The sequence below is a fragment of the Pseudomonas sp. GW823-FHT04A03 genome, assembly GCF_058796615.1.
Map to the genome: position 1 here is coordinate 1101556 of NZ_JBXAIV010000001.1, position 23817 is coordinate 1125372.

Genomic DNA, 23817 nt, shown 5'->3' on the forward strand with positions numbered 1-23817 from the left:
CGCCCAGGAGTACGACATGAGTGCCGTGATCAAAGACGCATCCCAGCAGAACGACAAACCCCTGGTCAGCCTGCGCAACCTGAACAAGCACTACGGCGATTTCGCCGCCGTGGACAACATCTCGCTGGACATCAAGGACGGCGAATTCCTCACCTTCCTCGGCTCCAGCGGCTCGGGCAAAAGCACCACGCTATCGATGCTCGCCGGCTTCGAAACCCCGAGCAGCGGCGAGATCCTGGTCAACGGTCAGTCGCTGGTCAATGTGCCGCCGCACAAGCGCGATATCGGCATGGTGTTCCAGCGTTATTCGCTGTTCCCGCATCTGTCGGTGCGCGACAACATCGCGTTCCCGTTGGCGATCCGCAAACTCGCTGCGGCTGAACGTGACAAACGCGTCGATGCGATGCTGAAACTGGTGCAGCTGGAACAATTCGCCCATCGCCGCCCTTCGCAACTGTCCGGCGGCCAGCAGCAACGAGTCGCCATCGCCCGGGCGCTGGTTTACGAGCCGCGCATTCTGCTGATGGACGAACCGCTCGGTGCGCTGGACAAGAAACTGCGTGAAGACTTGCAAGATGAATTACGCCAGCTGCACCGCCGCCTCGGCATCACCATCGTCTACGTGACCCACGACCAGGAAGAAGCCATGCGCCTGTCCCAGCGCATCGCGATTTTCAGTCACGGCAAGATTGTCGGGCTCGGCAGCGGGTATGACCTTTATCAGAATCCGCCGAATGCGTTTGTGGCGTCGTTTCTCGGTAACTCGAACTTTCTCAAGCTCAAGGCGCAGGGTAATGCGGCGGCGAGTTTTGAGGGGGAGTCGCTGTCGATCCGTCTCACCGCTGGATTGCAGACCGGGCAGGATGTTTTGTTGATGGTGCGTCCAGAGAAGGCGTTGGCGTTGAGTGTGCAGCAGGCGGCGAGTGAGCCGTTGGCAGCGGGCTGGAATGAGGTTTCGGCGAAGGTGGTTGAGGTGTTGTTTCTGGGGGAGAGTCAGACGTGCAGTGTGGTCACGTCGGGTGGCACGTCCATGACCGTGAAAGCATTGTCGGCGGCGGGGATGCCGTTGAAGGCTGGGGATCCGGTTCGGGTGCGTTGGGCGACGGCGGATGCATGCGTCTATACCGAGTGGGCTGAGAGCGATCTGAATAAAGCTGCCGGCGCGCACTGATTCAACAGAGATTTGCGTGCCACTTCTGGCCACCGCAACGTCGGGTTGCGGTGGCCATTTTTTCAGACGATGGCCTTAAAGCCCTCAATCTCATCCGGCCAGGCCGTCAACACCTCAAACCCGTCCTCAGTCACCGCAATCATGTGCTCCCACTGCGCCGACAACGATTGATCCTTGGTCACAACCGTCCAGCCATCCGCCAGACTCTTCACATGCCGCTTGCCGGCATTTAGCATCGGTTCGATGGTAAAAATCATCCCCGCCTTCAGTTTCAAGCCCTGCTCCGGATAACCGTAATGCAGCACTTGCGGCTCATCGTGATAAACCTTGCCGATCCCGTGCCCGCAGTACTCACGCACCACGCTGAACCCTTCCTTCTCCGCCAACGTCTGGATCGCATGCCCGATGTCACCCAACGTGGCGCCCGGCCGAACGACGCGGATACCGGCGCACATCGCGTCGTAAGTGGTCTTGATCAGATGCCACGCCTCGGGCGTCGGTTCGCCGACCACGTACATGCGGCTGGTGTCGCCGAACCAGCCGTCCTTGATCACCGCGATGTCGAGGTTGACGATGTCGCCGTCCTTCAGCACGCGCTTCGAAGGAATGCCGTGGCAGACCACTTCATTGACCGACGCACAAACGGTTTTCGGGAAGCCGTGGTAACCGACGTTGGCCGGAATCGCCTTCTGCACATTGACGATGTAGTCGTTGCACAACTGATCGAGCTGATCGGTGGTGACGCCAGCCTTGACGTGCGGCACCAGCATCGCCAGCACCTCGGCGGCCAGCCTGCCGGCCTCGCGGGACTGGGCGACTTCGGCCTGGGTGTTGATCTTGATCGGGTTTCTCATGCCTTAATCGCCTCTTTGACCGAGGCGTTCTGCGCGGCATCCGCCAGTGCGCAGACTTGCTGCAGATCCAGACCGCCCGACTGCTCGGCGCGAATCAGCAACCGGCAAATGGCGTGGTGATCAAGGTCGGGATACAGCTCGGCGAGCATGCCGATGCGCATCCAGTGTTCGGCCTGCGCGTTGATCGAGCGGCTGAGTGCGTTGCTGGAGATGCGCAGATTCTCGTGCATGTCCTCTGAAATCTTTACGATGCCCATGGCAATATCCGATACGAAGTGTATATGTATCGTATATTAATCGTGCATCGTCCGGGATTGCAAATTTTGCGCGCCCAGTAAATCCCGGGCAAAAAAAAGCTGCCCGGAAGGCAGCCGAATCATGAAAAGCACGCGATGTATTGGGGCCAAGTATGGGCAGCCGATAATGACAGTGTCATGACAGCGATGAATTCATTGAACCGCCCCGCCCGCGTCATCAGGTTGTCATCGAACCCACGGCAGAATCCTCGCAAACCGTCCGCGCCTCCCGACGGATGATTTGCAAGGATCCCCATGAAAGAAGACACCTCGCTGTTTGCCGCCATCGACCTCGGTTCCAATGCCTTTCGCATGATGATCGGCCAGTCGGTGCGCAGCAGAAAGGGCTTCATGATTCAGGAGGTCAAAACCTTGCGCGAGCCGGTGCGGCTGGCCGAAGGTTTCGACGGCCGGGCACTGGATGAAATGGCGCTGGATCGTGGCTGGCAGGCGCTGGCGCGGTTCGGCAAGAAGCTGCGCGGTTTCGAGCCCGGTCGCGTGCGTGCGGTGGCCACCAGCGCGGTGCGCGAGGCGGACAATGCACAGCTGTTTCTGGCCAGCGCGGAACGGCATCTGGGGTTTCGCATCGATGTGATTTCCGGCCATGAAGAGGCGCGCCTGGTCTACGCCGGTGTGGCCCACACCCTGCCGGTCGCCGATGGCATGCGTCTGGTGGTCGACATTGGCGGCGGTTCCACCGAGCTGATTCTCGGCCAGGGCTCGCAACCGCTGCTGACCGAAAGCATCGCCCTCGGCAGCGGTACCTTGAGCACGCGCTACTTTCGCAACGGCGAGATTTCCCCCGGTGCGCTGCAAGAAGCCGAACGGGTAGCCATTCTGCAATTCGAAAAAGTCGCCCGCCGTTATCGTGCCCAGGGCTGGCAGCAGACAATTGGCTCTTCGGGTACCGCGCGGATGCTCGCCAAAGTGCTCAAGGCCAATCGCCTGAACGATCATGGCGAGAGCGGCATCACCTACGGCGGCCTGTTGCGGTTGTCGTTGCGCTTGCTGGAAGTCAGCAATGTTCAACAGCTGAAACTGGCCGGCCTGCAACCCCACCGCCAGAGCATCCTGCCCGGCGGCCTGGTGGTCATGCTGGCAGCATTCAAAGTGTTCGGCATCTCGCAAATGGTGCCGTCCGAACCCGGTCTGAGGCTGGGTGTGCTGCACGGTCTGATGAGCAACCACTGAGCGGTTTTCGCTGCAGGATTTTCACTGCCGGATCAAGCGCTTCGTGACGCCGAAGACGCCCTTTCAATACTCGATGACGCCTGCGTATAAACCCCTGCAAATCACTTCCTTCCCCTCTCCGATTTCGTTCTATCGTTAGATCGAAATGGCTGTATTTCCGGCCGTTTAAAGGTTGCGACAGCTCAGGTCTGAGCCTATGTTGCACGCGAGCTTTTTCCCCGCGAATGGAACGCGATCAACACCACAAAGAGGTGAAGAGATGTCAAAGGATTCACGCCCTGCCGTACTTGGGCTGATCGGCAATACGCCGCTGGTACAAGTCACCCGCTTCGATACCGGTCCCTGCACCCTGTTTCTCAAACTCGAATCACAGAACCCCGGCGGTTCGATCAAGGACCGCATCGGTCTGGCCATGATCGACGCCGCTGAGCGCGACGGTCGTCTGCAACCGGGCGGTACGATCGTCGAGGCCACCGCCGGCAACACCGGTCTGGGCCTGGCCCTGGTCGGCCGCGCCAAGGGCTACCGCGTCGTGCTGGTGGTGCCGGACAAAATGTCCACCGAAAAAGTCCTGCACCTCAAGGCCATGGGCGCCGAAGTGCACATCACCCGCTCCGATGTCGGCAAGGGTCATCCCGAGTATTACCAGGATGTCGCCGCGCGTCTGGCCAAGGACATTCCCGGCGCGTTCTTCGCCGACCAGTTCAACAACCCTGCCAACCCGCTGGCCCATGAATGCAGCACCGGGCCGGAAATCTGGGCCCAGACCGAGCATGACCTCGACGCGATCGTGGTCGGCGTCGGCTCGGCCGGCACCCTGACCGGCCTGACCCGCTTCTTCAAACGCGTTCAACCGGACCTTGAAATGGTCCTGGCCGACCCGGTCGGTTCGGTGATGGCTGAATACAGCCGCAGCAAGTACTTGGGCACCGCCGGATCCTGGGCGGTGGAAGGCATCGGTGAGGACTTCATTCCGTCGATCACCGACCTGTCGAGCGTGCGCAGCGCCTACTCGATCAGCGACGAAGAAAGCTTCGATCACGCGCGCCAGCTGCTGAAAGCCGAAGGCATTCTCGGTGGCTCGTCCACCGGTACCCTGCTCGCCGCCGCGCTGCGTTACTGCCGCGAACAGACCGAGCCGAAACGCGTGGTCAGCTTTGTCTGCGACACTGGCACCCGCTATCTGTCGAAGGTCTACAACGACCAGTGGATGACCGATCAGGGCCTGTTGCAGCGCAAACGCTACGGCGACCTGCGCGACCTGATTGCCCGACGTTTCGAAGACGGCAAAGTCGTCAGCGTCGGCCCGGACGATACGCTGATGACCGCCTTCCAGCGCATGCGCCTGGCAGACGTTTCACAACTGCCAGTGCTGGTGGATGGCAAGCAACTGGTCGGCGTGATCGACGAGTCGGACATTCTGGTGCGGGTACACGAAGACGCCTCGCTCTTCAGCAAACCCGTTGCCAAAGCGATGACGGACAAGTTGCAAACCCTCGCCCCCGGCGCCACGCTGGCTGAACTGGAAGCCGTGCTCAGCAGCGGCCTGGTGGCCATCATCGCCGACGCTTCAGGCTTCCACGGCCTGATCACCCGCGTCGACATGCTCAATCAATTACGGAGATCCCTGGCATGAGCCAGCACGACAAGAACGCCCGTCAACAGGGCTTCGCCACCCGCGTGATCCACGCCGGGCAAACGCCGGACCCGACCACCGGCGCGCTGATGCCGCCGATCTACGCCAACTCCACGTACCTGCAAGACAGCCCTGGCGTGCACAAAGGTTTCGACTATGGCCGCTCGCACAACCCGACGCGTTTTGCCCTGGAGCGTTGCGTGGCGGATCTGGAGGGCGGCACACAGGCGTTCGCCTTCGCGTCCGGTCTGGCGACGATTTCCACCGTGCTCGAACTGCTCGACGCCGGCTCGCACATCGTGTCCGGCAATGACCTGTACGGCGGCACGTTCCGTCTGTTCGACAAGGTGCGCCAGCGCAGTGCCGGGCATCGTTTCAGCTTCGTCGATCTGGCGGATCTGTCGGCGTTCGAAGCGTCGTTGCAGGACGACACGCGCATGGTGATTGTGGAGAGCCCGACCAACCCGCTGCTGGGTCTGTCCGACCTCGCCGCCATCGCCCGCATCTGCAAGGCGCGCGGGATCCTCTGCGTGGCCGACAACACCTTCGCCAGCCCGTGGATCCAGCGTCCGCTGGAACTGGGTTTCGACATCGTGCTGCACTCGACCACCAAATACCTGAACGGTCACTCCGACGTGATCGGCGGGATCGCGGTGGTCGGTGACAATCCTGCGCTGGCCGAGCGTCTGGGCTTCCTGCAGAACGCCGTCGGCGCCATCTCCGGCCCGTTCGACGCGTTCCTCACCCTGCGTGGCGTGAAGACTTTGGCGTTGCGTATGGAGCGTCATTGCAGCAATGCACTGGAGCTGGCGCGCTGGCTGGAACAGCAGCCGCAGGTCAAACGTGTCTACTACCCGGGCCTGGAATCCCATCCGCAGCACGAACTGGCCAAGCGTCAGATGCGTGGTTTCGGCGGGATGATTTCCCTGGATCTGAACAGTGATCTGGCGGGCGCCCGGCGCTTCCTGGAAAACGTGCAGATCTTCGCTCTGGCCGAAAGCCTTGGCGGGGTGGAAAGCCTGATCGAACACCCGGCGATCATGACTCACGCGACCATTCCGGCGGAAACCCGTGCCAAGCTCGGCATAGGTGACAGCCTGGTGCGTCTGTCGGTGGGTGTCGAGGACATCGAAGACCTGCGTGCGGATCTGGCGCAAGCGTTGGCCAGTATCTAACGCCCGAAAACGTCAAAGCCCGCACGAGGCGGGCTTTGGTGTTTGAGTAGGCGGCCAGTGCTGGTCTCTGGCTTACGAGGTTTCTCAGGACTCCCACAGTACAGGCAATGTGCTCTGCTGCTTCACACGGCATAAGGGCTGGAACCCAGCGCGGGGTTCTTTCTAACCGTGTACCCTTCGGAACGCGCCCAACGCTTCCTCGCTATCCGCTTGCGCATCAGTCTGCGTCTTCGCCTACATCCTTGAGCCTAGCAAACACGCTACATTGCGCTACGCGGTTTTTAGACTGATTGTTTTCTAGCGCCGGCCTGCAAGGAAGTTAACCGACTATCGCCTTCACGGCCCTTCAGCCTGCCTCTCGCCAAGGGCGAACTATACTTTTCAGTTCGCTGTCCAGATTTCCTGTAAACCGTCGACACCCGTGCACCCTCCGGTGCCCCCGTGCCACTCACCAATCTGGTTGACCCCGGGCCGACGAGCCTTCCGTCAAGCAACGAATGACGGGTAATGCTCGGTTGTTGTGTGGCTGATGGGGCGTGGAGAAAATCATGAAGCACACGCTTTGGCCGGGCCTCGTCCTGGCAGTTGCGGCAACGGTGGCAATGCCCAATGTCTGGGCTGCGAAGGCGCAGGCTTTGGCGTCGGATGGGGCGGATCATGTGGGTGCGGGGGCTGTGGCTTCTGATGGATCGGATCATGTTGGCGCGGGGGCCGTTGCCTCTGATGGCGCGGACCATGTCGGTGCTGGCGCTGTCGCCTCTGATGGTGCAGATCACATCGGCGCCGGAGCAGTTGCTTCAGACGGCTCAGATCATGTCGGCGCAGGGGCCGTTGCTTCTGATGGCTCCGATCACGTTGGTGCAGGCGCCGTTGCCTCCGATGGCTCCGACCACGTAGGCGCCGGAGCAGTCGCTTCTGACGGTTCCGATCACGTTGGTGCAGGCGCAGTCGCCTCTGACGGCTCCGATCACGTAGGTGCCGGAGCAGTCGCCTCTGACGGCGCGGATCACGTTGGTGCTGGCGCAGTCGCCTCCGACGGTTCCGATCATGTCGGCGCCGGCGCAGTCGCCTCTGACGGTTCCGACCATGTCGGCGCCGGCGCAGTAGCTTCTGACGGCTCCGACCATGTCGGCGCCGGCGCAGTAGCTTCTGACGGCTCCGATCACGTCGGCGCAGGCGCAGTAGCTTCTGACGGCTCCGACCACGTCGGCGCAGGCGCTCTCGCCGCCGATGGCGCAGACAAGGTTGGTGCCAACCGGCTCGCCTATTCCCGCGCAGGCGTCGGTTCGGACCAGGTCGCTTCCGCCCTCATGAGCGGCAGCTATTCCGACCAGTTCAACAGTCCTCAATAACCGCTATCGGCGCAACCAGCCCACCGCTGGTTGCGCCGCACTAGCACATTTGTGCTAATCGACCACCCCGATCCCTGGCGTTATATTCCTTCGCAACCCCCGACACTCCCCAACATTGCCGCTGTGCAGTGCGCGGGATCGTTGTGCCTGGAAAAACAACAACACCAAGGAAGAAACACCATGAAACTGCAACTCAGCCTCGCCAGGATCACAGTCCTCGGTGCCCTGCTCCTCGGCGCCAGCGGTTGCCAGACCGCCAAACCCACCGAAGACAGCATGCGCGAACGTGCCCAGACCGTCATCGGCCAACCGGTGACCAAGATCGGCAACATCCGCAACGACAGCACGCTGACCTACTACACCGCCTACACCGCCGCCGGCGAATACAACTGCGAGCTGCCCAGCGGCGCGATCATCGCAGTGGCCAGCATGGGCATCATGACGCCTCCGCTGTCCTGCCTGCCCAAAGGCGCTTCGCCGATTCCGTACCAGTAATCCGGCGCAGAAAAACCGTTCAAGTGCCTCTTCTCATCCGGTAAAGGATTCCGTTCGATCATGAAAACACTCATCGCCACCCTCAGCCTTGCAGCCATCGTTCTCACCGGCTGCGCCACCCCAAAACAATGGGAAGCCACCGGCGGCAGCAAGACCGACGGCGTTGTCCAGGTCTCCTATGAACTGGGCCAGTTCGAGAGCGGGCAAACCTCCGCCGCTCAAGGGTTGGCCACAGCTGAAGGCCGTTGCAAGGTCTGGGGCTACAAGAGCGCCGAAGTCTCGGGCTCGGAGAAAAACATCTGCCGCACCATGGGCCAGTACAACTGCCTGCAAACCACCATCACGCAAGACTATCTGTGTAAGCGCTGACCGCTTCGGTCTGCCGGTCGCGCAGCGCACGCAAGGTCGCGCGCAGCTCGGCCGGGCGTACCGGTTTGGACAGAATGGCGATCTGCCGATCATGCAGGGCCGCCTGGATTTTTTCGATGTCATGCCCGGTGATGATCATGGCCGGCACCGCATAACCGCGCTGACGGCGAACCTCATCGATGCACTCGATGCCGGTGCTGTGGGAGCCCAGGTCATAGTCGGCAACGATGACGTCGCAGTCCGTGACCAGGCCCTGCCCGCTCAGCTCGGCCTGCACGACGCAGCCCCACCGTTCGAGCAACGCAGAAGTCGCCAACAGAACGTTGCGATCATCCTCCACCAGACAAACCTTCAACCCCGTAAGTAACCCGACTTGCCTTGCCTCCTCACGATTGACAGGCATCTGCGGCGGCGCGAGTGGCAGTCCATGCAAGGCCACCGCCGTGCCATGCCCCAGCCGTGAGCGGATCGCGACGTCGACACCGATCAACTGTCCCAGACGCCGGACAATCGACAGCCCCAGGCCCACCCCTTCAACGTCCTTGTCGCGCAACTGGCGCACCCGATAAAACTCCTCGAACACCTTGGGCAAATGCTCTTCGGCGATGCCGTTGCCGCGGTCATAGATCGCGATGGCCAACCCCGCGCCGCGCTTGCGCACACCGATCAGCACCGGCCGGTGCGCGCCGTATTTGAAGCAATTGGAGAGCACGTTCTGCACCATGGTCGCGAGCAACGCCGGATCGGTGCGCACCCAGTGTTCGCAAGGCCGCAAGCGCAGTTCGACACCCGCCCAGCGCGCGGCTTCGGCGTTCTGGCGGATCAGATCCGCCAGCCATTCGCCCAGTTCAAGCGTCTGCAACCGGGGCAGAATCCGCCCGTTATCGAGGGTGTAGAGATCGAGGATCGAGCGAAACAGCTGCGACACGTTGAGCAGCGAACGATCGATGCTGTCCACCAGCCGCCGCTCCTCCTCGCCCAGCCGCGACTCGCGCAGGCACGCGGTAAACAACCCGATGGAGTGGATCGGCTGACGCAAGTCATGACTGGCCTGGGCCAGGAAACGCGACTTTTCCAGATTGGCGGCGACCGCTTCTTCCGACGCCTTGCGCGTGCGCTCCAGCAGCAAGTGCGCATACACCGGAATCACCGTGCTGGTGATCATCAGCATCAACACCATGAACGGTTGCGCCTGCCAGTACGGCGTCAACCGATAGACCGCCAACAACGCCAGCAGTGCCAGCACCGTGGCGATCGCCAGGTAGCGCGAGCCGTAGCGCATGCCGTTGCCGAGATTGACCCAGACCATGACGGCATAGATGGGCAAGGCCGCCTCGCCGCCGACCACCAGGCCGAAGCTGGTGCCGGTGTAATCGTGGAGCATGCCGAAAATCCGCCGCGCCGGATAATGCCCCGGCCAGCGCACGATGGCCTGGCGCAGCACGACGGAGGCCAGCAAAAACAGGGAAATGTAGGTGACCACCGGCAGATAGGTATCGAAGCGCTGGCCCGGCAGGAAACCGAGCACGGCCATGTAAACCAACGCGATGCTGGCGATGATGATGCGCAGATTGGCCTGGTCGAGCTCGGTGTTCTTTTCGAACTTCATGGGGGAACGTCCTTGTGCGGCAGTCGTCATAAACAGCACGAATCAGCAGGCAATGCCTTCGCCCGGTGCTAAGGTGCATGCCGTGAGAAATGCTGACCCAGGGAGGGTTTTGCCATGGCGTGCCGAATTATCATAGCCGACGATCACCCGTTGTTTCGCGAAGCATTGCTGCGCACCGTCCAGCGCTTGCTGCCCGACGCCCTGATCGAAGAGGCCGGCGACCTCGACACCGTGCTCGCCCTGCTGCCGGCCGGCGATGAGCCCGACACCTTGATCCTCGACCTGCGCTTTCCCGGCCTGACCTGTGTCAGCCAGCTCGCGGAACTGCGCCGGCGTTTGCCGCGAACCACGCTGATTGTGGTGTCGATGGTCGATGACGAGGCGCTGATCGGTGAGGTCATGGCGGCCGGCATCGATGGTTTTATCGGCAAGAACATCGCCCCGGACGAGATCGGTCAGGCGATCCGGGCGATTCGTGAAGGTGAGGTGCTGGTGAAATTCGCCCCGTCCGGCTTGCTGCCGCTGGACACCGGCACCGCCCTCACCCCGCGTCAGCAAGAGGTGCTGCGGCTGATCGCCCAAGGCAAGACCAACAAGGAAATCGCCCGTGAACTGGATATTTCGCCGTTCACGGTGCGGATTCATGTGTCGTCGTTGTTGCGGGTGCTCAACGTGCCGTCGCGGGCCGCGGCGGCAGTCAAGTATTCCGGTGCGGGTTAGCGGTGGACGCCGAGATCAAGGATCAACCTGGGCCATCAGTTCAGGCACCGACTCCTGCCGCTTCGCATAGCGCTGCGCCAGCACCGCGCAGACCATCAACTGAATCTGATGGAACAGCATCAGCGGCAGAATCAGCACGCCAATCGTGCTGCCGGCAAACAACACCTGCGCCATCGGCACACCGGTGGCCAGGCTCTTTTTCGAGCCGCAGAACAGAATGGTGATGCGGTCTTCCAGATTGAAACCGAACAGCTTGCCCAGCACTGTGGACGCGAGCAGCACCAGCGCCAGCAGGATGCAGCAGACCACCACCAGCCCCAGCAGGTCGATCACCGGAATCTGGTGCCAGATGCCCTCGTTCACCGCCTCACTGAACGCGCCGTAAACCACCAGCAGAATCGAGCCCTGATCGACGAATTTCAGCCAGTTCTTGTTGCGACCGACCCAGGCGCCGATCCAGCGACGGGCGATCTGACCGGCAATGAACGGTAGCAGCAATTGCACGCTGATTTTCACGATCGCGTCGAGGGTCGAGCCGCCGTCACCGTGGACGTTCAGCAGCAGCGTCACCAGCAGCGGCGTGAGGAAAATCCCGAACAGGCTGGACGCCGCCGCGCTGCAAATCGCCGCCGGAATGTTGCCCCGCGCCAGCGAGGTGAAGGCAATCGCCGATTGCACCGTGGCCGGCAGCGCACACAGGTAAAGCATGCCCATGTACAGCTGATCGCCGATCAGTGGCGACAACAGCGGTTTGAGCGCAAGACCCAGTAGCGGGAACAGGACAAATGTCAGGCCGAACACCAGCAAATGCAGGCGCCAGTGACCGGCGCCGGCGATGATCGATTCGCGCGACAGCTTGGCGCCGTGCAGGAAAAACAGCAGCGCGATGGCGATGTTGGTCAGCCAGCCGAAACCGGTCGCGACCTGACCGCTGGCGGGCAGGAAGCTGGCCAGCAGCACCACGCCGATCAGGGTCAGGGTGAAGTTGTCGGGCAAAAATCGTGGGCGCGTCATGGTTTGCTCATCCGGGGGTTGCCAGTACGTGGAAGCGACTCTAACGTGACTGGAAATTACCGACTAACGCCGAAGAACCCACAGATGCCGCCAAAAGGACACGACAAAAGCATCAGACGCAGCATTCCTGGGCTGCCCAGCCTGCCGCGTCCGCTATACGGGCGCACTGAATCGCTGCCCAATCGCGCGCTGACCCGCCGTCACAGTCATCCGTGGGTGCAGTTGTCCTACGCGATCCAGGGCGTGCTCGAAGTGCAGACCGCCGTCGGTCGTTTTGTCGCGCCGCCGGAGCGGGCGGTGTGGATTCCGGCGGGCGTGCCGCATCGGGTATTCAGTTCGCCGCACACGGAAATGCGCAGCCTATACATCGATTGCAGTGTCGCCAATTGGGCGCCGGAGCGTTGTCATGTACTCGGGGTCAGCGATCTTTTGCGTGAGCTGATCCGGGCTTTCAGCCAGATTCCTGTCGAGTATGACCAGAGCGGCCCGCACGGGCGTCTGGCGCAGGTGATCCTCGATCAACTGGCCGATGCGCCGCCCATCGATCTGATGCTGCCACTGCCGCAGGACAGTCGCTTGCGCCAGATCTATCAGAGCCTGGAGCAACATCCGGAACAGCAGACCACCCTGGCGCACTGGAGCGAAAAATTCGGCGTGACCGAGAAAACTCTGACTCGGCTGTTCCTGCGCGACACCGGTTTGACCTTCCGCACCTGGCGTCAACGCTTGCGTCTGCTGGGGGCTCTGACACCGCTGGAGCGCGGCGAACGCGTCACCGACGTGGCTTTGGCCTGTGGTTATGACTCGACGTCGGCGTTTATCGCGGCGTTTCGCCAACAGTTCGGCGAGACGCCGGGAGAGTTTTTCCGATGAAATTAACCGATATTTATCGACTTTATGCATGCCATTGAGCAAATTTCAGGGTAGAGTTTCGCCCATCAAGAATCTTTGACATCTTTCGACGATAACAATGATCAACCACCCTTTAGCGAACCTGTCGGCGGTAACAGCATGATCGAAGTCACTGAAGTTTCCATTGCCCAATTGCGCGCGGCGCTCGAATCCGGCCAGACCACGGCGGTTGAACTGGTGCAGGCCTACCTGGCGCGCATCGACGCCTTTGACGGCCCGGACACCGCCACTGCCCTGAACGCAGTGATCGTGCGCAACCCTGAAGCGCTGAAAGAAGCCCAGGCCTCCGATGCCCGTCGCGCCAAGGGCGAAACCCTCGGTCCGCTGGACGGCATCCCCTACACCGCCAAGGACAGCTATCTGGTCAAAGGCCTGACCGCCGCGTCCGGCAGCCCTGCCTTCGCCGATCTGGTGGCCCAGCGCGATGCGTTCACCATCGAGCGCCTGCGTGCGGGCGGCGCGATCTGCCTGGGCAAGACCAATATGCCGCCGATGGCCAATGGCGGGATGCAGCGTGGCGTCTATGGCCGCGCTGAAAGCCCGTACAACGCTGAATACCTGACCGCGCCGTTTGCTTCCGGCTCGTCGAACGGTGCCGGTACCGCCACCGCCGCAAGCTTCTCGGCATTCGGTCTGGCGGAAGAAACCTGGTCGAGCGGTCGCGGCCCGGCGTCGAACAACGGCCTGTGCGCCTACACGCCGTCGCGCGGGGTGATTTCGGTACGCGGCAACTGGCCGCTGACGCCGACCATGGACGTGGTGGTGCCGTACGCCCGCACCATGGCCGATCTGCTGGAAGTGCTCGACGTGGTGGTCGCCGAAGACACCGACACCCGTGGCGACCTGTGGCGCCTGCAACCGTGGGTGCCGATCCCGAGCGTCGCCTCGGTGCGCCCTGCTTCCTATCTTGAACTCGCCGTGCAAAGTGATGCGCTGGCCGGCAAACGCCTGGGCGTACCGCGCATGTACATCAACGCCGACCCTGAGGCCGGCACCAGCGACGAGCCGGGCATCGGCGGCCCGACCGGGCAGCGCATCTACACCCGCGCGTCGGTGATCGATCTGTGGAAACAGGCCCGTCAGGCCCTCGAAGCCGCCGGCGCCGAAGTGATCGAAGTGGATTTCCCGCTGGTCTCCAACTGCGAAGGCGATCGCCCGGGTGCGCCGACCGTGTTCAATCGCGGCATCGTCTCCAAAGAATTCATGCACCACGAACTGTGGGACCTGTCAGCCTGGGCCTTCGATGATTTCCTGCGTGCCAACGGCGACCCGAAACTCAACCGTCTGGCAGACGTCGACGGGCCGAAAATCTTCCCCCACGACCCGGGCACCCTGCCCAACCGTGAAGGCGACCTCGCCGCCGGCATGGACGAATACGTACGCATGGCCGAACGCGGCATCACGCCGTGGGATCAGATCCCGACGCTGCCGGACGGCCTGCGCGGCCTGGAGAAGACCCGCAAGCTCGACCTCGAAGACTGGATGGATCGCCTCGGCCTCGACGCCGTGCTGTTCCCGACCAACGCCGACGTGGGCCCGGCCGACGCCGACGTGAATCCGGCCTCGGCCGACATCGCCTGGAGCAACGGCATCTGGGTCGCCAACGGCAATCTCGCAATCCGCCACCTCGGCGTACCGACCGTCACTGTGCCGATGGGCGTGATGGCCGACATCGGCATGCCGGTGGGGCTGACGTTCGCCGGGCGCGCCTATGACGACTCGACGTTGCTGCGCCTGGCAGCGGCGTTCGAGGCGACCGGTTCCAAGCGTCTGGTGCCGCCGCGTACGCCAGCACTGGCGACAGGCAAGTAAATGCAAACGGCGGGATCGATTGATCCCGCCGTTTTTTATCGCTCTGCCAGTTCTTCCAGTAAATCCGCCGAAGGCACGAAAAACAGACTGCCGGTGACCGCCGTGCTGAAGTCCAGCAACCGGTCGTAGTTACCCGGAGGCTTACCGACAAACATGTTCTCCAGCATCTGCTCCAGCGGCTCCGGCGAACGCGCGTAGCCAATGAAATAAGTGCCGAACTCACCCGCGCCGGGCCGGCCGAACGGCATGTTGTCGCGCAGGATCTTCACCTCTTCGCCGTCCTTGGTGATGGTCGTCAACGCGCTGTGGGAATTGCTCGGTTTGACCGAATCGTCCAGCTCGATATCGGACAGTTTTGTACGCCCGATCACCCGCTCCTGCGCTTCGACCGGCAATTCGTTCCACGCCTTCATGTTGTGCAGGTACTTCTGCACCAACACGTAACTGCCACCACTGAACGTCTGATCTTCATCGCTCACGAGGGTGAAATGCTCGGCTTTTCGGCCCACCGGATTTTCCGTGCCATCGACAAAACCGATAATGCTGCGCATGTCGAAATAGCGGAAACCCTGCACCTCGTCGGTCACCGTCACAGCGCCGTCCAGTGCCGACATCAACTGCGTCGCCAGTTCGAAACACAGGTCCATCTGATCGGCCCGAATGTGCAGCAGCAAGTCGCCAGGCGTGGAAACGGCGCGCCGCCCTTCTACACCGAATTCGCGAAAATCATGCAAGGACGCCGGGCGTGGACTGCCGAACAGACGATCCCACGCGCTGGAAGAAAACCCGCAGACGCAGGACAGGTTTCCCGAGGGAACGCGCTTGCCAACCGAGCGCGTCAGGCCGGCGATATCGGCGCACCAGCCACGGACTTTTTCGGCGGCCTCGGCCTCGGCGCTGAGGGTCGCCACGATGAAGATGGCAGCGCTGGTGATCGGGCTGCAGACGGCTTGAGGATCTGGCGTGTCGATGATCGTAGCTCCCAAAGTGGTGGACTGACTCGACAGCGAGGTTAGCAAAGAAGTGTTGACTGAAGTATTGCCCGCGCTCTGCCCATGTCGTCCGACACTTCGTTATTCACGAACAATACCCACGAAATAAACGATTTTTCTTCGTCGGAAGGCTCCTACTAGCATGGCCCCGTCTACCCCGAAAAACATAAAGACAGGGAGAACGGCATGCACCCCATCAACATCGGCGAACCCTGGATGTGGGTCGCCTTCATCGTTTTTGTCCTCGCCATGCTGGCCGTCGACCTGTTCGTCTTCGGCGGGCGCAAGGCACATCGGGTCTCTGTACGTGAAGCCTCATCCTGGGTGATTGCCTGGTGCATGCTGGCGATGGCTTTCGCCGGATTGCTCTGGTGGTATCTCAACGGCGAATTCGGTCCCGAAATCGCCAAGGTCAAGACTCTGGAATTCCTTACCGGTTACCTGATCGAGCAGTCGCTGTCGATCGACAACATGTTCGTCTTCGTGATGATCTTCAGCTACTTCGCCGTGCCGCCGGAGTTGCAGCGCCGGGTGCTGCTGTACGGCGTGCTCGGGGCGATCGTGATGCGCGCGGCGATGATTTTTGCCGGGGTGTGGCTGGTGTCGCAGTTCACGTGGCTGCTGTACGTGTTCGGCGTGTTCCTGATCATCACCGGGATCAAGATGCTGGTGTTCGCCGAGCAGCAACCGGACCTCGATAACAACCCGCTGCTGCGCTGGGTGCGCGGGCATCTACGGATCACCAATGGTTTTCATGGCGAGCGTTTTTTCGTGCTGCAGAACGGCGTGCGCTGGGCCACGCCGATGTTTCTGGTGCTGGTGCTGATCGAGGCCAGCGACTTGATGTTTGCGGTCGACAGCATCCCAGCGATCTTCGCAGTGACGACCGATCCGTTCATCATTTTCACCTCGAACATCTTCGCGATCATGGGGCTGCGGGCGCTGTACTTTTTGCTGGCGGACATGGCCGACCGTTTCCATCTGCTCAAGTACGGACTGGCGCTGGTGCTGGTGTTCATCGGCGGGAAGATGACGGTGATGCCGTGGTTTCACATGCCGGTGGAGTGGTCGCTGGCGATTGTCGGCGGGCTGATTCTCGCGTCGGTGGTGCTGAGTCTGATCCTGACGAAGGACAAGTCGCCCGAGAGCGAAACGCAGGAAGGTCAGGCGAAGTAAAATTTGTGGGAGCGAGCTTGCTCGCGAAGGCGTCATGTCAGCCAACTAATCTGTTGAATGACACAACGCTATCGCGAGCAAGCTCGCTCCCACAGTAATGTGAACTGCTACTTATCCGATTTGATGCTGGTCCACACCCTGGTCCGCACCCGCTCCAATTTCTGCGGCAACGGTTGCACCACATACAGCTTCTTCAGCGCTTCGCTGGTCGGCGTCAGGTTCGGGTTGCCGGTGATTTCCTTGTTGATCAACGGCAGCGAATCCTTGTTGGCATTCGGGTAACCGAGGAAGTCACTGATCGACGCGATGACCTTCGGATCCAGCAGGTTGTTGAGGAACTCGTGGGCCTCTTCGACGTTCTTCGCGCTCTTCGGAATGGCGAACGTGTCGAACCAGATCGGCGCGCCTTCCTTCGGCAAGCGCCAGTCGACCACTACGCCGTTTTTCGCTTCTTTGGCGCGGTTGCCGAACTGGTAGAAGCTGCCGGAGTAACCGATGGCCACGCAGATGTCGCCGTTGGCGATGTCGGTCATGTACTTGGCCGAGTTGAAGTAGGTCACGTACGGGCGAACCTTGAGCATCAGGTCCTTGGCTTTCTCATAGTCGGCCGGGTTCTGGCTGTTCGGGTCCAGGCCCAGGTAATGCAGGGCCAGCGGCAGGATTTCGGTCGGCGAATCGAGCATCGCCACGCCGCAGGATTTCAGCTTCTCCATGTTCTCCGGCTTGAACACCAGATCCCAACTGTCCACCGGCGCATTCTCGCCGAGCGCAGCCTTGACCTTGGCCGGGTTGAAACCGATCAGCACCGTGCCGACCATGTAAGGCACGCCGTACTGATTGCCGGGGTCGTTGACGTCGAGCAACTTGAGCAGCGCCGGGTCCTGGTGACTCCAGTTCGGCAGTTTGGACTTGTCGAGTTTCTGGAACACCCCGGCCTTGATCTGGGTATCGAGGAACTGGTTCGACGGCACCACCAGGTCATAGCCGGAGTTGCCGGTGAGCAGTTTGGCTTCGAGAGATTCGTTGGTGTCGAAGGTGTCCCAGGTCACTTTGATGTTGCTTTTGGCGGCGAAATCCTTGGGCACCGACGGCAGGATGTAATCCGCCCAGTTGTACACCCGCAGTTCGCGCTGTTCGGCCTGTACGGCGCTGGCCAGCAGCGTCAGCCCGAAAACAGTGGCGCCCAGAATGCGTTTCATCGTGACCATGTTGTGTTTCCCCGAATGCAGCGTGAGTCGATGGTTTTTATGTTCTGTACACGGCAGCGGCTGTCAGATCAGCCAAGGGCAAGGAAGGTGCAGCATTTAATTGTGGCTTCGATTCTTCCTGACAGCGTAGACGCGGCACAGTAGCCCGTTGGCCAAAAGGGGATCGAAATGGCCAATTTGCGTGACCGCCAGGATGCGGAAACAAAAATGCCCGACGTAGTGCCGGGCATTGTTTGAGAAGACTGCAGAATATCAGTCAGTAAAACCCAACCGCGCCGCCCTGCTCTGCTGCGTCTGTCCACGGGTCGCCAGGCAGTAATACAGCGGGCATGTGACGATCAGGCCGACCAGCCACGACAGGTCCGCGCCTTCCACCAGATTGGCGTACGGCCCGACATACAACGACGTGTTGGCGAATGGCAGTTGCACGATGATGCCGATGAAGTAGGCAATGATCGCGTGCAGGTTGAAACGCCCATAAATGCCCCCGTCGGCGCGGAAGATCGAGGCGATGTCGTAATTGCCGCGCTTGATAAGGTAGAAGTCGATCAGGTTGATTGATGCCCACGGTACCAACACCAGCAGCAGCGCCAGAATCAAACCGATGAACTCGGAAATGAAATCCGCCGAGGCACCCAGCGCCACCACACAGCAACCCGCCAGCACGATGCTCGACAAGATCACCCGCACCTTGATGCTCGGCGTCCATTGGCTGGCAAAGGTCTGGATCGAGGTGATGATCGACAGCACCGCGCCATACAGATTCAGCGCGTTGTGGCTGATGATGTTGAGCAGGAACAGCACCATCAGAATCGGTCCCAGCCAACCGGTGGACTGCTTGACTGCCGCCATCGCTTCGGTGCCTTCCGGGGTTGCCAACACCGCCACCGCGCCGAAGGTGAACGACAGAATCGTGCCCAGCGTTGCGCCCAGATAAGTCGCGATAAACGGCTTGCCGATACCGATGTCCGCTGGCAGGTAACGGGAATAGTCGGAGACGTACGGCGAGAAACTGATCTGCCAGATAATCCCCAGCGACACCGTCGCCAGCCATCCCGAGAGATTGAAGCTGCCCCGGGTAAAGAAGTCCGCCGGCAACTCATGGGCAAAGATGTAGATGAACCCGGCCAGCAGCGCGCTGCCCATCACCCAGGTGCCAATGCGGTTGAGCGTGTGGATGAAGTTGTAGCCAATCACGCCAATGGCCGTGGCGCTGAGGGCGCCGATCAGGATGCTCAGCGGCGCCGGCACCGACGGCGCGATGCCGACGATGGACTTGCCGGCCAGCACGATGTTGGAAATGAAGAAACCGATGTAGATGATCGCCGCGAAAAACACGATCAACAGCGCGCCGTAACGCCCGAACTGACCACGACTCTGCACCATCTGCGGAATGCCCATGCGCGGGCCTTGCGCCGACGCCAGGGCGATCACCACCCCGCCGATCATGTGCCCCAGCGCAATCGCCAGCAGCCCCCAGAACAGGTCGAGATGAAACACCTGGACCACCATGGCGCCGGTGACGATGGGCAGTGGCGCGATGTTGGTGCTGAACCAGAGGGTGAAAAGGTCGCGGGCCTTCCCGTGGCGTTCCGCGAGTGGGACGTAGTCGACCGTGTGATTCTCGATCAACGGATCTTGCCGGGACATCTGGGACATAAAAATGAACTCGATTGGGTCTGTTCTTATCGTTGTATGAAGCCAAACCGGGGGAGCATCGTGGCCGCCCCTCAGATGCAGACCATATTATGGTATTCCAACATTTTCACAAGACTGATCCGCTGTTTGCGATGGCATCTGATCCGGCATCCTCCCTGATAGCCAGCGTTCACGGCTAGAGAAAAGCCCCGTAAATGCTGAGTTTCCGACGGATGAACCACGTTTATCGTTTCACCAAAAAAGCGCTTGCAATCGACGTATTACGGTATACCATCAGACCCATAAACACATAAAAACACGCTTCACCGCACTCGAGGATTGACCAATGATCGATGCTGCCGTCTACAAACAAGTCATGGGCTCGTTCCCGTCCGGCGTTACTGTCATCACCACCCTGGATGACGACGGCCAGATCGTCGGCCTGACCGCCAGCGCGTTCAGTTCGCTGTCGATGGACCCGGCCCTGGTGCTGTTCTGCCCCAACTACAGTTCCGACTCCTATCCCGTCCTGATCAAGAACAAACGCTTTGCCATTCACGTGCTGTCCGGCGGCCAGCAAAGCGAAGCCTACGCGTTCGCCCGCAAAGGCAAGGACAAGGCGCAGGGCATCGAGTGGACGCTTAGCGAACTGGGTAACCCGATCCTGGCCAACGCGACAGCTATCATCGAATGTGAGTTGTGGCGCGAATACGAAGGCGGCGACCACGCGATCATGGTCGGCGCGGTGAAAAACCTCATCGTCCCTCAGCAGGACGCCGGCCCGCTGGTGTATTGCCACGGCAAAATGGGCGCCCTGCCCGCCTTCGCCTGATCCGCACGATTGCACTTAAACAGGCCGGCAATCGACCGGCCGACCCCAAGAGATTCGAGGTAGCGTCATGAAATTTTCCCTGTTCGTACACATGGAGCGCTGGGACGAAAGCGTCAGCCACCGTCAACTGTTCGAAGACCTGACCGAACTGACGTTGATGGCCGAGGCCGGCGGTTTCAGCACCGTGTGGATCGGCGAACACCACGCGATGGAATACACCATCTCGCCGAGCCCGATGCCGCTACTGGCCTACCTCGCGGCCAAGACCACCACCATTCACCTGGGCGCCGGCACCATCATCGCGCCGTTCTGGCATCCGCTGCGGGTCGCCGGTGAATGCGCGCTGCTCGACGTGATCAGCAACGGCCGGATGGAAGTCGGCCTGGCCCGCGGCGCCTATCAGGTGGAATTCGATCGCATGGCCGGCGGCATGCCCGCCTCCAGCGGTGGCCAGGCGCTGCGGGAAATGGTCCCGGTGGTGCGCGCCCTGTGGCAAGGCGACTACGCCCACAACGGCGAGATCTGGAAATTCCCCACCTCCACCAGCGTGCCGAAACCGATCCAGAAACCGAACCCTCCGATGTGGATCGCCGCCCGCGACCCGGACTCGCACAACTTCGCCGTGGCCAACGGCTGCAACGTGATGGTCACGCCGTTGATGAAGGGCGACGAAGAAGTCCTTGATCTGAAGAACAAGTTCCAGACTGCGCTGGACAACAACCCGGATGTGCCGCGTCCGCAATTGATGGTGCTGCGTCATACCCACGTGCATTCGGCGGATGACCCGGAAGGCTGGAAGGTGGGCGCGAAAGCCATCTCACGTTTCTATCGCACGTTCGATGCGTGGTTCGGCAACAAGGAAGTGCCGGTGAACGGCTTCCTGGCCCCGAGCCCGGAAGAGAAGTTTGCCGGACGGCCGGAATTTGAGCTGGAGAGCCTGCACAAGACCGCCATGATCGGTACGCCGGAAGAGATCATTCCGCGGATCAAGTACTACCAGGAACTGGGAGTGGATGAGTTCAGTTTCTGGTGCGACAACAGCTTGCCGCATGCGGAAAAGAAGAAGTCGCTGGAGCTGTTTATCAAGCATGTGGTGCCGGCGTTCAGATAAAACTGCGACCCGGCATACGAAAACGCCCCGAGCTGTTCGGGGCGTTTTCATTTGAGGTTTCAAGGCAACGATGGCTCTGTTGGATCAGGCAGAAAGAATCGCGCTGTCAGCCAGCATGTCGCCATTGCCGTGACGAACAGCACGACCATTCCGAGCATCTCATCGGAAAAGGTCGCTCCCTTAACGTCCGAAACAACGGCGAGGACAAACGGTGTCACCCATAAAGTGGCCAACGCGGCACCCGACAGCGCAATCACTGAACAGGCTCGGCTCGTCCGTTTGACCTTCATCAGTGCAATCACCATTGCGAACAACAAAAACGGTACAAGAAATACAACCTCGGCGAGCACAGGGCCGAGGAACGGCATCAACATCAACTCCCCTCCCACGACCTCACCCATCAGCCGTGGGTTCATGGCCAGATGGAAGATCGTTGCAAGGGTCTTGAGGATGCTTGCGATAAACCCGGGAACCAGGGGACAAAGAAGAAAAGCCAGGAACACTTTCAGACGCGGATATTTCACTTCACTCACTGCCAAAATCCTTTTTCCAAAAAAAACAACGTTGTGCATCGTCCTTCACGTCGCAGAGCCTCAACGTCTGACGCCTGTTTGCGTCGCGATATCTTCCGGCGCCAAATGGCGACCATCGGCCGACAGCAACTCAAGCTTCCTGATCGGCTTTCGCTTTTGCGCATCCACCATCACCGAGCCAGACTCGCCAGGCTCGAACATGAATTCCCCGCCCCACTGCGACAGCGCAACAATCACGGTTTGCAACGCCCGGCCCTTTTCAGTCAGCACGTACTCCTTGTAAGCGCTGCCATCGGACGCCGGCACCAAGCGCAGGATGTCGCGCTCTACCAGCCCCTTGAGCCGGGTGCTCAACATGTTCTTGGCGATCTCCAGGCTCTTCTCGAAATCGCTGAACCGACAAATGCCTTCCAGCGCATCACGGATGATCAGCAACGACCACCAGTCACCGATCAGGTCGAGTGTCCGGGCAATCGGGCAGGCATTGCCCGCAAGGCTTTTGCGCTTCATTTCGGGTGTCTCCGGCAAAACGGCAGGTTCGATGCGGTTGCATCTTACAACTCATGCCGCCAAACCGATAACGCCATGCGCAGCGAACTTAGCACTTGCGTACAAGTGGCCAATCCGCTTTGTCGCGATAGTGAACGCTGCCATCACGGCATCCACGCAGGCCCACACCCAAGGAGTTTTCATGAGCACGTTCACGACCCAAGACGGCACCGAGATCTATTTCAAGGACTGGGGCAGCGGCAAGCCCGTGCTGTTCAGCCACGGCTGGCCGCTGGATGGCGACATGTGGGAATACCAGATGGAGTACCTGAGCAACCGCGGCTATCGCACCATCGCCTTTGACCGTCGCGGTTTCGGGCGCTCCGAGCAGCCGTGGACCGGCTACGACTACGACACCTTCGCCGATGACATCGCGCAGCTGATCGAGCACCTGGATCTGCGTGACGTGACCTTGGTCGGCTTCTCTATGGGCGGTGGCGATGTCAGCCGCTACATCGCGCGCCACGGTAGCGAGCGCGTTGCCGGGCTGGTGTTGCTGGGCGCGGTGACGCCGCTGTTCGGCAAGAAACCGGACTTTGCCGAAGGCGTCGACAAGTCGGTGTTCGACGGGATCAAGGCCGGCCTGCTGAAGGATCGTGCGCAGTTCATCGCTGACTTCAACGCTCCGTTCTACGGCACCAATCAGGGCCAGAAAGTCTCCGACGGCGTGCTGACCCAAACCCTGAACATCGCGCTGCTGGCCTCGCTCAAAGGCACCGTGGATTGCGTCACTGCATTCTCGGAAACCGATTTCCGCCCGGACATGGCGAAAATCGATGTGCCGACGCTGGTGATTCACGGCGATGGCGATCAGATCGTCCCGTTCGAAACCACCGGCAAACAAGCGGCCGCGCAGATCAAGGGTGCCGAGCTGAAAGTCTACGCAGGTGCGCCGCACGGCTTTGCGGTCACCCATGCGCAGCAATTGAATGAAGACCTGCTGGCGTTTCTTGATCGCTGAGTCCTTGTGATCTGAACACGCCTTGAAAAGGGCCGTCGACTCCCCTGTCGGCGGTCCTTTTTTTTGTTGTCCCGGATTCCGGTGCCAAGGTGAAGCCCCGTATTTACGGGGCTTTCAGGCCTCTGCATCACGTTTTTATCTTCACATGCCAGCTTAATAATATTTTACCGATAACCACCCCCTCCCTAGTCTGATCCCAAGCACAGAGAAC

Annotated in this window: 23 protein-coding genes; 13 read left to right on the plus strand and 10 right to left on the minus strand. The window is 60.8% G+C overall.

Going from position 1 to position 23817, the window contains the following annotated elements:
* Window positions 1-16 precede the first annotated feature (16 nt).
* A complete protein-coding gene (locus AC1Q9F_RS04595) occupies window positions 17-1171 on the plus strand; it encodes an ABC transporter ATP-binding protein (RefSeq protein ID WP_007957395.1) in 1155 nt (384 codons plus the stop codon).
* 62 nt (window positions 1172-1233) lie between these two features.
* Here the strand turns inward: AC1Q9F_RS04595 and map are convergent, their stop codons facing one another.
* Both map and AC1Q9F_RS04605 read right to left on the minus strand, forming a co-directional pair.
* Window positions 1234-2025 (minus strand): type I methionyl aminopeptidase, encoded by a 792-nt coding sequence (map, locus tag AC1Q9F_RS04600; RefSeq protein WP_492618821.1) that lies wholly within the window; start codon window positions 2023-2025, stop codon window positions 1234-1236.
* Entirely contained in the window at window positions 2022-2282 is a 261-nt protein-coding gene (locus AC1Q9F_RS04605; protein ID WP_492618820.1) for a ParD-like family protein, read from the minus strand. The genes map and AC1Q9F_RS04605 overlap by 4 nt, the downstream gene beginning before the upstream one ends.
* Window positions 2283-2576: 294 nt before the next feature.
* On the opposite strand from AC1Q9F_RS04605, the gene AC1Q9F_RS04610 reads away from it, so the two are divergent.
* The 3 genes from AC1Q9F_RS04610 to AC1Q9F_RS04620 all read left to right on the plus strand — a co-directional run bounded on the left by AC1Q9F_RS04610 (window position 2577) and on the right by AC1Q9F_RS04620 (window position 6323).
* Complete coding sequence (locus tag AC1Q9F_RS04610; protein ID WP_492618819.1) at window positions 2577-3512, plus strand: Ppx/GppA phosphatase family protein; 936 nt, start codon at window positions 2577-2579, stop codon at window positions 3510-3512.
* Between the two features lie 259 nt (window positions 3513-3771).
* Window positions 3772-5148 (plus strand): pyridoxal-phosphate dependent enzyme, encoded by a 1377-nt coding sequence (locus AC1Q9F_RS04615; protein ID WP_492618818.1) that lies wholly within the window; start codon window positions 3772-3774, stop codon window positions 5146-5148.
* Window positions 5145-6323 carry a cystathionine gamma-synthase gene (locus AC1Q9F_RS04620; protein WP_007957389.1) on the plus strand — a complete coding sequence of 393 codons (1179 nt, stop codon included), beginning with the start codon at window positions 5145-5147 and terminating at the stop codon, window positions 6321-6323. Before AC1Q9F_RS04615 ends, AC1Q9F_RS04620 begins: the two co-directional genes overlap by 4 nt.
* Before the next feature lie 806 nt (window positions 6324-7129).
* Here the strand turns inward: AC1Q9F_RS04620 and AC1Q9F_RS04625 are convergent.
* Entirely contained in the window at window positions 7130-7672 is a 543-nt protein-coding gene (locus AC1Q9F_RS04625) for a hypothetical protein (RefSeq protein WP_492618817.1), read from the minus strand.
* 183 nt (window positions 7673-7855) lie between these two features.
* Here AC1Q9F_RS04625 and AC1Q9F_RS04630 point away from each other — a divergent pair, with 183 nt between their 5' ends.
* Window positions 7856-8170: a hypothetical protein gene (locus AC1Q9F_RS04630; RefSeq protein ID WP_262161277.1), complete on the plus strand. Its 315-nt coding sequence runs from the start codon at window positions 7856-7858 to the stop codon at window positions 8168-8170.
* A 60-nt stretch (window positions 8171-8230) separates the two neighbouring features.
* Window positions 8231-8539, plus strand: coding sequence for a YecR family lipoprotein (gene yecR, locus AC1Q9F_RS04635; protein ID WP_119426270.1), 309 nt, complete (start codon window positions 8231-8233; stop codon window positions 8537-8539).
* On the opposite strand, the gene AC1Q9F_RS04640 is transcribed toward yecR, so the two are convergent.
* Complete coding sequence (locus AC1Q9F_RS04640) at window positions 8511-10148, minus strand: ATP-binding response regulator (protein WP_492618816.1); 1638 nt, start codon at window positions 10146-10148, stop codon at window positions 8511-8513. The two genes, yecR and AC1Q9F_RS04640, sit on opposite strands and share 29 nt — an antisense overlap.
* A 114-nt stretch (window positions 10149-10262) precedes the next feature.
* On the opposite strand from AC1Q9F_RS04640, the gene AC1Q9F_RS04645 reads away from it, so the two are divergent.
* Window positions 10263-10868 (plus strand): LuxR C-terminal-related transcriptional regulator, encoded by a 606-nt coding sequence (locus AC1Q9F_RS04645; protein ID WP_115078228.1) that lies wholly within the window; start codon window positions 10263-10265, stop codon window positions 10866-10868.
* Window positions 10869-10883: 15 nt separating this feature from the next.
* Here the strand turns inward: AC1Q9F_RS04645 and AC1Q9F_RS04650 are convergent, their stop codons facing one another.
* The gene (locus tag AC1Q9F_RS04650) at window positions 10884-11882 is read right to left on the minus strand and encodes a bile acid:sodium symporter family protein (protein WP_007950443.1); all 999 of its coding nucleotides are present in this window, start codon (window positions 11880-11882) and stop codon (window positions 10884-10886) included.
* Between the two features lie 84 nt (window positions 11883-11966).
* On the opposite strand from AC1Q9F_RS04650, the gene AC1Q9F_RS04655 reads away from it, so the two are divergent.
* Both AC1Q9F_RS04655 and AC1Q9F_RS04660 read left to right on the plus strand, forming a co-directional pair.
* Complete coding sequence (locus AC1Q9F_RS04655; protein ID WP_492618815.1) at window positions 11967-12755, plus strand: AraC family transcriptional regulator; 789 nt, start codon at window positions 11967-11969, stop codon at window positions 12753-12755.
* Window positions 12756-12893: 138 nt separating this feature from the next.
* Entirely contained in the window at window positions 12894-14606 is a 1713-nt protein-coding gene (locus AC1Q9F_RS04660) for an amidase (protein ID WP_492618814.1), read from the plus strand.
* A 35-nt stretch (window positions 14607-14641) separates the two neighbouring features.
* On the opposite strand, the gene AC1Q9F_RS04665 is transcribed toward AC1Q9F_RS04660, so the two are convergent.
* Window positions 14642-15592 carry a Dyp-type peroxidase gene (locus AC1Q9F_RS04665; RefSeq protein WP_492618813.1) on the minus strand — a complete coding sequence of 317 codons (951 nt, stop codon included), beginning with the start codon at window positions 15590-15592 and terminating at the stop codon, window positions 14642-14644.
* 192 nt (window positions 15593-15784) lie between these two features.
* On the opposite strand from AC1Q9F_RS04665, the gene AC1Q9F_RS04670 reads away from it, so the two are divergent.
* The gene (locus tag AC1Q9F_RS04670) at window positions 15785-16774 is read left to right on the plus strand and encodes a TerC family protein (RefSeq protein ID WP_085603028.1); all 990 of its coding nucleotides are present in this window, start codon (window positions 15785-15787) and stop codon (window positions 16772-16774) included.
* A gap of 107 nt (window positions 16775-16881) precedes the next feature.
* On the opposite strand, the gene AC1Q9F_RS04675 is transcribed toward AC1Q9F_RS04670, so the two are convergent.
* Window positions 16882-17982 carry a polyamine ABC transporter substrate-binding protein gene (locus AC1Q9F_RS04675; protein WP_007950448.1) on the minus strand — a complete coding sequence of 367 codons (1101 nt, stop codon included), beginning with the start codon at window positions 17980-17982 and terminating at the stop codon, window positions 16882-16884.
* 252 nt (window positions 17983-18234) lie between these two features.
* Window positions 18235-19641, minus strand: a complete 1407-nt coding sequence (locus tag AC1Q9F_RS04680) for a purine-cytosine permease family protein (RefSeq protein WP_492618812.1) — start codon at window positions 19639-19641, stop codon at window positions 18235-18237.
* Between the two features lie 325 nt (window positions 19642-19966).
* Here AC1Q9F_RS04680 and AC1Q9F_RS04685 point away from each other — a divergent pair, with 325 nt between their 5' ends.
* Complete coding sequence (locus AC1Q9F_RS04685; RefSeq protein ID WP_007950450.1) at window positions 19967-20452, plus strand: flavin reductase family protein; 486 nt, start codon at window positions 19967-19969, stop codon at window positions 20450-20452.
* 67 nt (window positions 20453-20519) lie between these two features.
* Window positions 20520-21563: an LLM class flavin-dependent oxidoreductase gene (locus AC1Q9F_RS04690; RefSeq protein WP_007950451.1), complete on the plus strand. Its 1044-nt coding sequence runs from the start codon at window positions 20520-20522 to the stop codon at window positions 21561-21563.
* Window positions 21564-21622: 59 nt separating this feature from the next.
* Here AC1Q9F_RS04690 and AC1Q9F_RS04695 read toward each other — a convergent pair whose 3' ends face one another.
* The gene (locus AC1Q9F_RS04695; RefSeq protein ID WP_492618811.1) at window positions 21623-22096 is read right to left on the minus strand and encodes a hypothetical protein; all 474 of its coding nucleotides are present in this window, start codon (window positions 22094-22096) and stop codon (window positions 21623-21625) included.
* Window positions 22097-22156: 60 nt separating this feature from the next.
* Window positions 22157-22606 (minus strand): winged helix-turn-helix transcriptional regulator, encoded by a 450-nt coding sequence (locus AC1Q9F_RS04700; RefSeq protein ID WP_492618810.1) that lies wholly within the window; start codon window positions 22604-22606, stop codon window positions 22157-22159.
* A 181-nt stretch (window positions 22607-22787) separates the two neighbouring features.
* On the opposite strand from AC1Q9F_RS04700, the gene AC1Q9F_RS04705 reads away from it, so the two are divergent.
* Entirely contained in the window at window positions 22788-23606 is an 819-nt protein-coding gene (locus AC1Q9F_RS04705) for an alpha/beta fold hydrolase (RefSeq protein ID WP_492618809.1), read from the plus strand.
* Window positions 23607-23817: the final 211 nt, after the last annotated feature.

What these genes read in the sequence shown, in the direction of transcription:
- AC1Q9F_RS04645 (WP_115078228.1), top strand. Translation starts at nt 10,263, where the DNA reads ATGGCGTGCCGAATTATCATAGCCGACGATCACCCGTTGTTTCGCGAA.
- AC1Q9F_RS04660 (WP_492618814.1), top strand. Translation starts at nt 12,894, where the DNA reads ATGATCGAAGTCACTGAAGTTTCCATTGCCCAATTGCGCGCGGCGCTC.
- AC1Q9F_RS04700 (WP_492618810.1), bottom strand. Translation starts at nt 22,606, where the DNA reads ATGAAGCGCAAAAGCCTTGCGGGCAATGCCTGCCCGATTGCCCGGACA.
- AC1Q9F_RS04610 (WP_492618819.1), top strand. Translation starts at nt 2,577, where the DNA reads ATGAAAGAAGACACCTCGCTGTTTGCCGCCATCGACCTCGGTTCCAAT.
- AC1Q9F_RS04605 (WP_492618820.1), bottom strand. Translation starts at nt 2,282, where the DNA reads ATGGGCATCGTAAAGATTTCAGAGGACATGCACGAGAATCTGCGCATC.
- AC1Q9F_RS04675 (WP_007950448.1), bottom strand. Translation starts at nt 17,982, where the DNA reads ATGGTCACGATGAAACGCATTCTGGGCGCCACTGTTTTCGGGCTGACG.
- AC1Q9F_RS04620 (WP_007957389.1), top strand. Translation starts at nt 5,145, where the DNA reads ATGAGCCAGCACGACAAGAACGCCCGTCAACAGGGCTTCGCCACCCGC.
- AC1Q9F_RS04685 (WP_007950450.1), top strand. Translation starts at nt 19,967, where the DNA reads ATGATCGATGCTGCCGTCTACAAACAAGTCATGGGCTCGTTCCCGTCC.
- map (WP_492618821.1), bottom strand. Translation starts at nt 2,025, where the DNA reads ATGAGAAACCCGATCAAGATCAACACCCAGGCCGAAGTCGCCCAGTCC.
- AC1Q9F_RS04655 (WP_492618815.1), top strand. Translation starts at nt 11,967, where the DNA reads ATGCCGCCAAAAGGACACGACAAAAGCATCAGACGCAGCATTCCTGGG.
- AC1Q9F_RS04705 (WP_492618809.1), top strand. Translation starts at nt 22,788, where the DNA reads ATGAGCACGTTCACGACCCAAGACGGCACCGAGATCTATTTCAAGGAC.
- AC1Q9F_RS04670 (WP_085603028.1), top strand. Translation starts at nt 15,785, where the DNA reads ATGCACCCCATCAACATCGGCGAACCCTGGATGTGGGTCGCCTTCATC.
- AC1Q9F_RS04690 (WP_007950451.1), top strand. Translation starts at nt 20,520, where the DNA reads ATGAAATTTTCCCTGTTCGTACACATGGAGCGCTGGGACGAAAGCGTC.
- AC1Q9F_RS04615 (WP_492618818.1), top strand. Translation starts at nt 3,772, where the DNA reads ATGTCAAAGGATTCACGCCCTGCCGTACTTGGGCTGATCGGCAATACG.
- AC1Q9F_RS04630 (WP_262161277.1), top strand. Translation starts at nt 7,856, where the DNA reads ATGAAACTGCAACTCAGCCTCGCCAGGATCACAGTCCTCGGTGCCCTG.
- yecR (WP_119426270.1), top strand. Translation starts at nt 8,231, where the DNA reads ATGAAAACACTCATCGCCACCCTCAGCCTTGCAGCCATCGTTCTCACC.
- AC1Q9F_RS04650 (WP_007950443.1), bottom strand. Translation starts at nt 11,882, where the DNA reads ATGACGCGCCCACGATTTTTGCCCGACAACTTCACCCTGACCCTGATC.
- AC1Q9F_RS04680 (WP_492618812.1), bottom strand. Translation starts at nt 19,641, where the DNA reads ATGTCCCAGATGTCCCGGCAAGATCCGTTGATCGAGAATCACACGGTC.
- AC1Q9F_RS04640 (WP_492618816.1), bottom strand. Translation starts at nt 10,148, where the DNA reads ATGAAGTTCGAAAAGAACACCGAGCTCGACCAGGCCAATCTGCGCATC.
- AC1Q9F_RS04595 (WP_007957395.1), top strand. Translation starts at nt 17, where the DNA reads ATGAGTGCCGTGATCAAAGACGCATCCCAGCAGAACGACAAACCCCTG.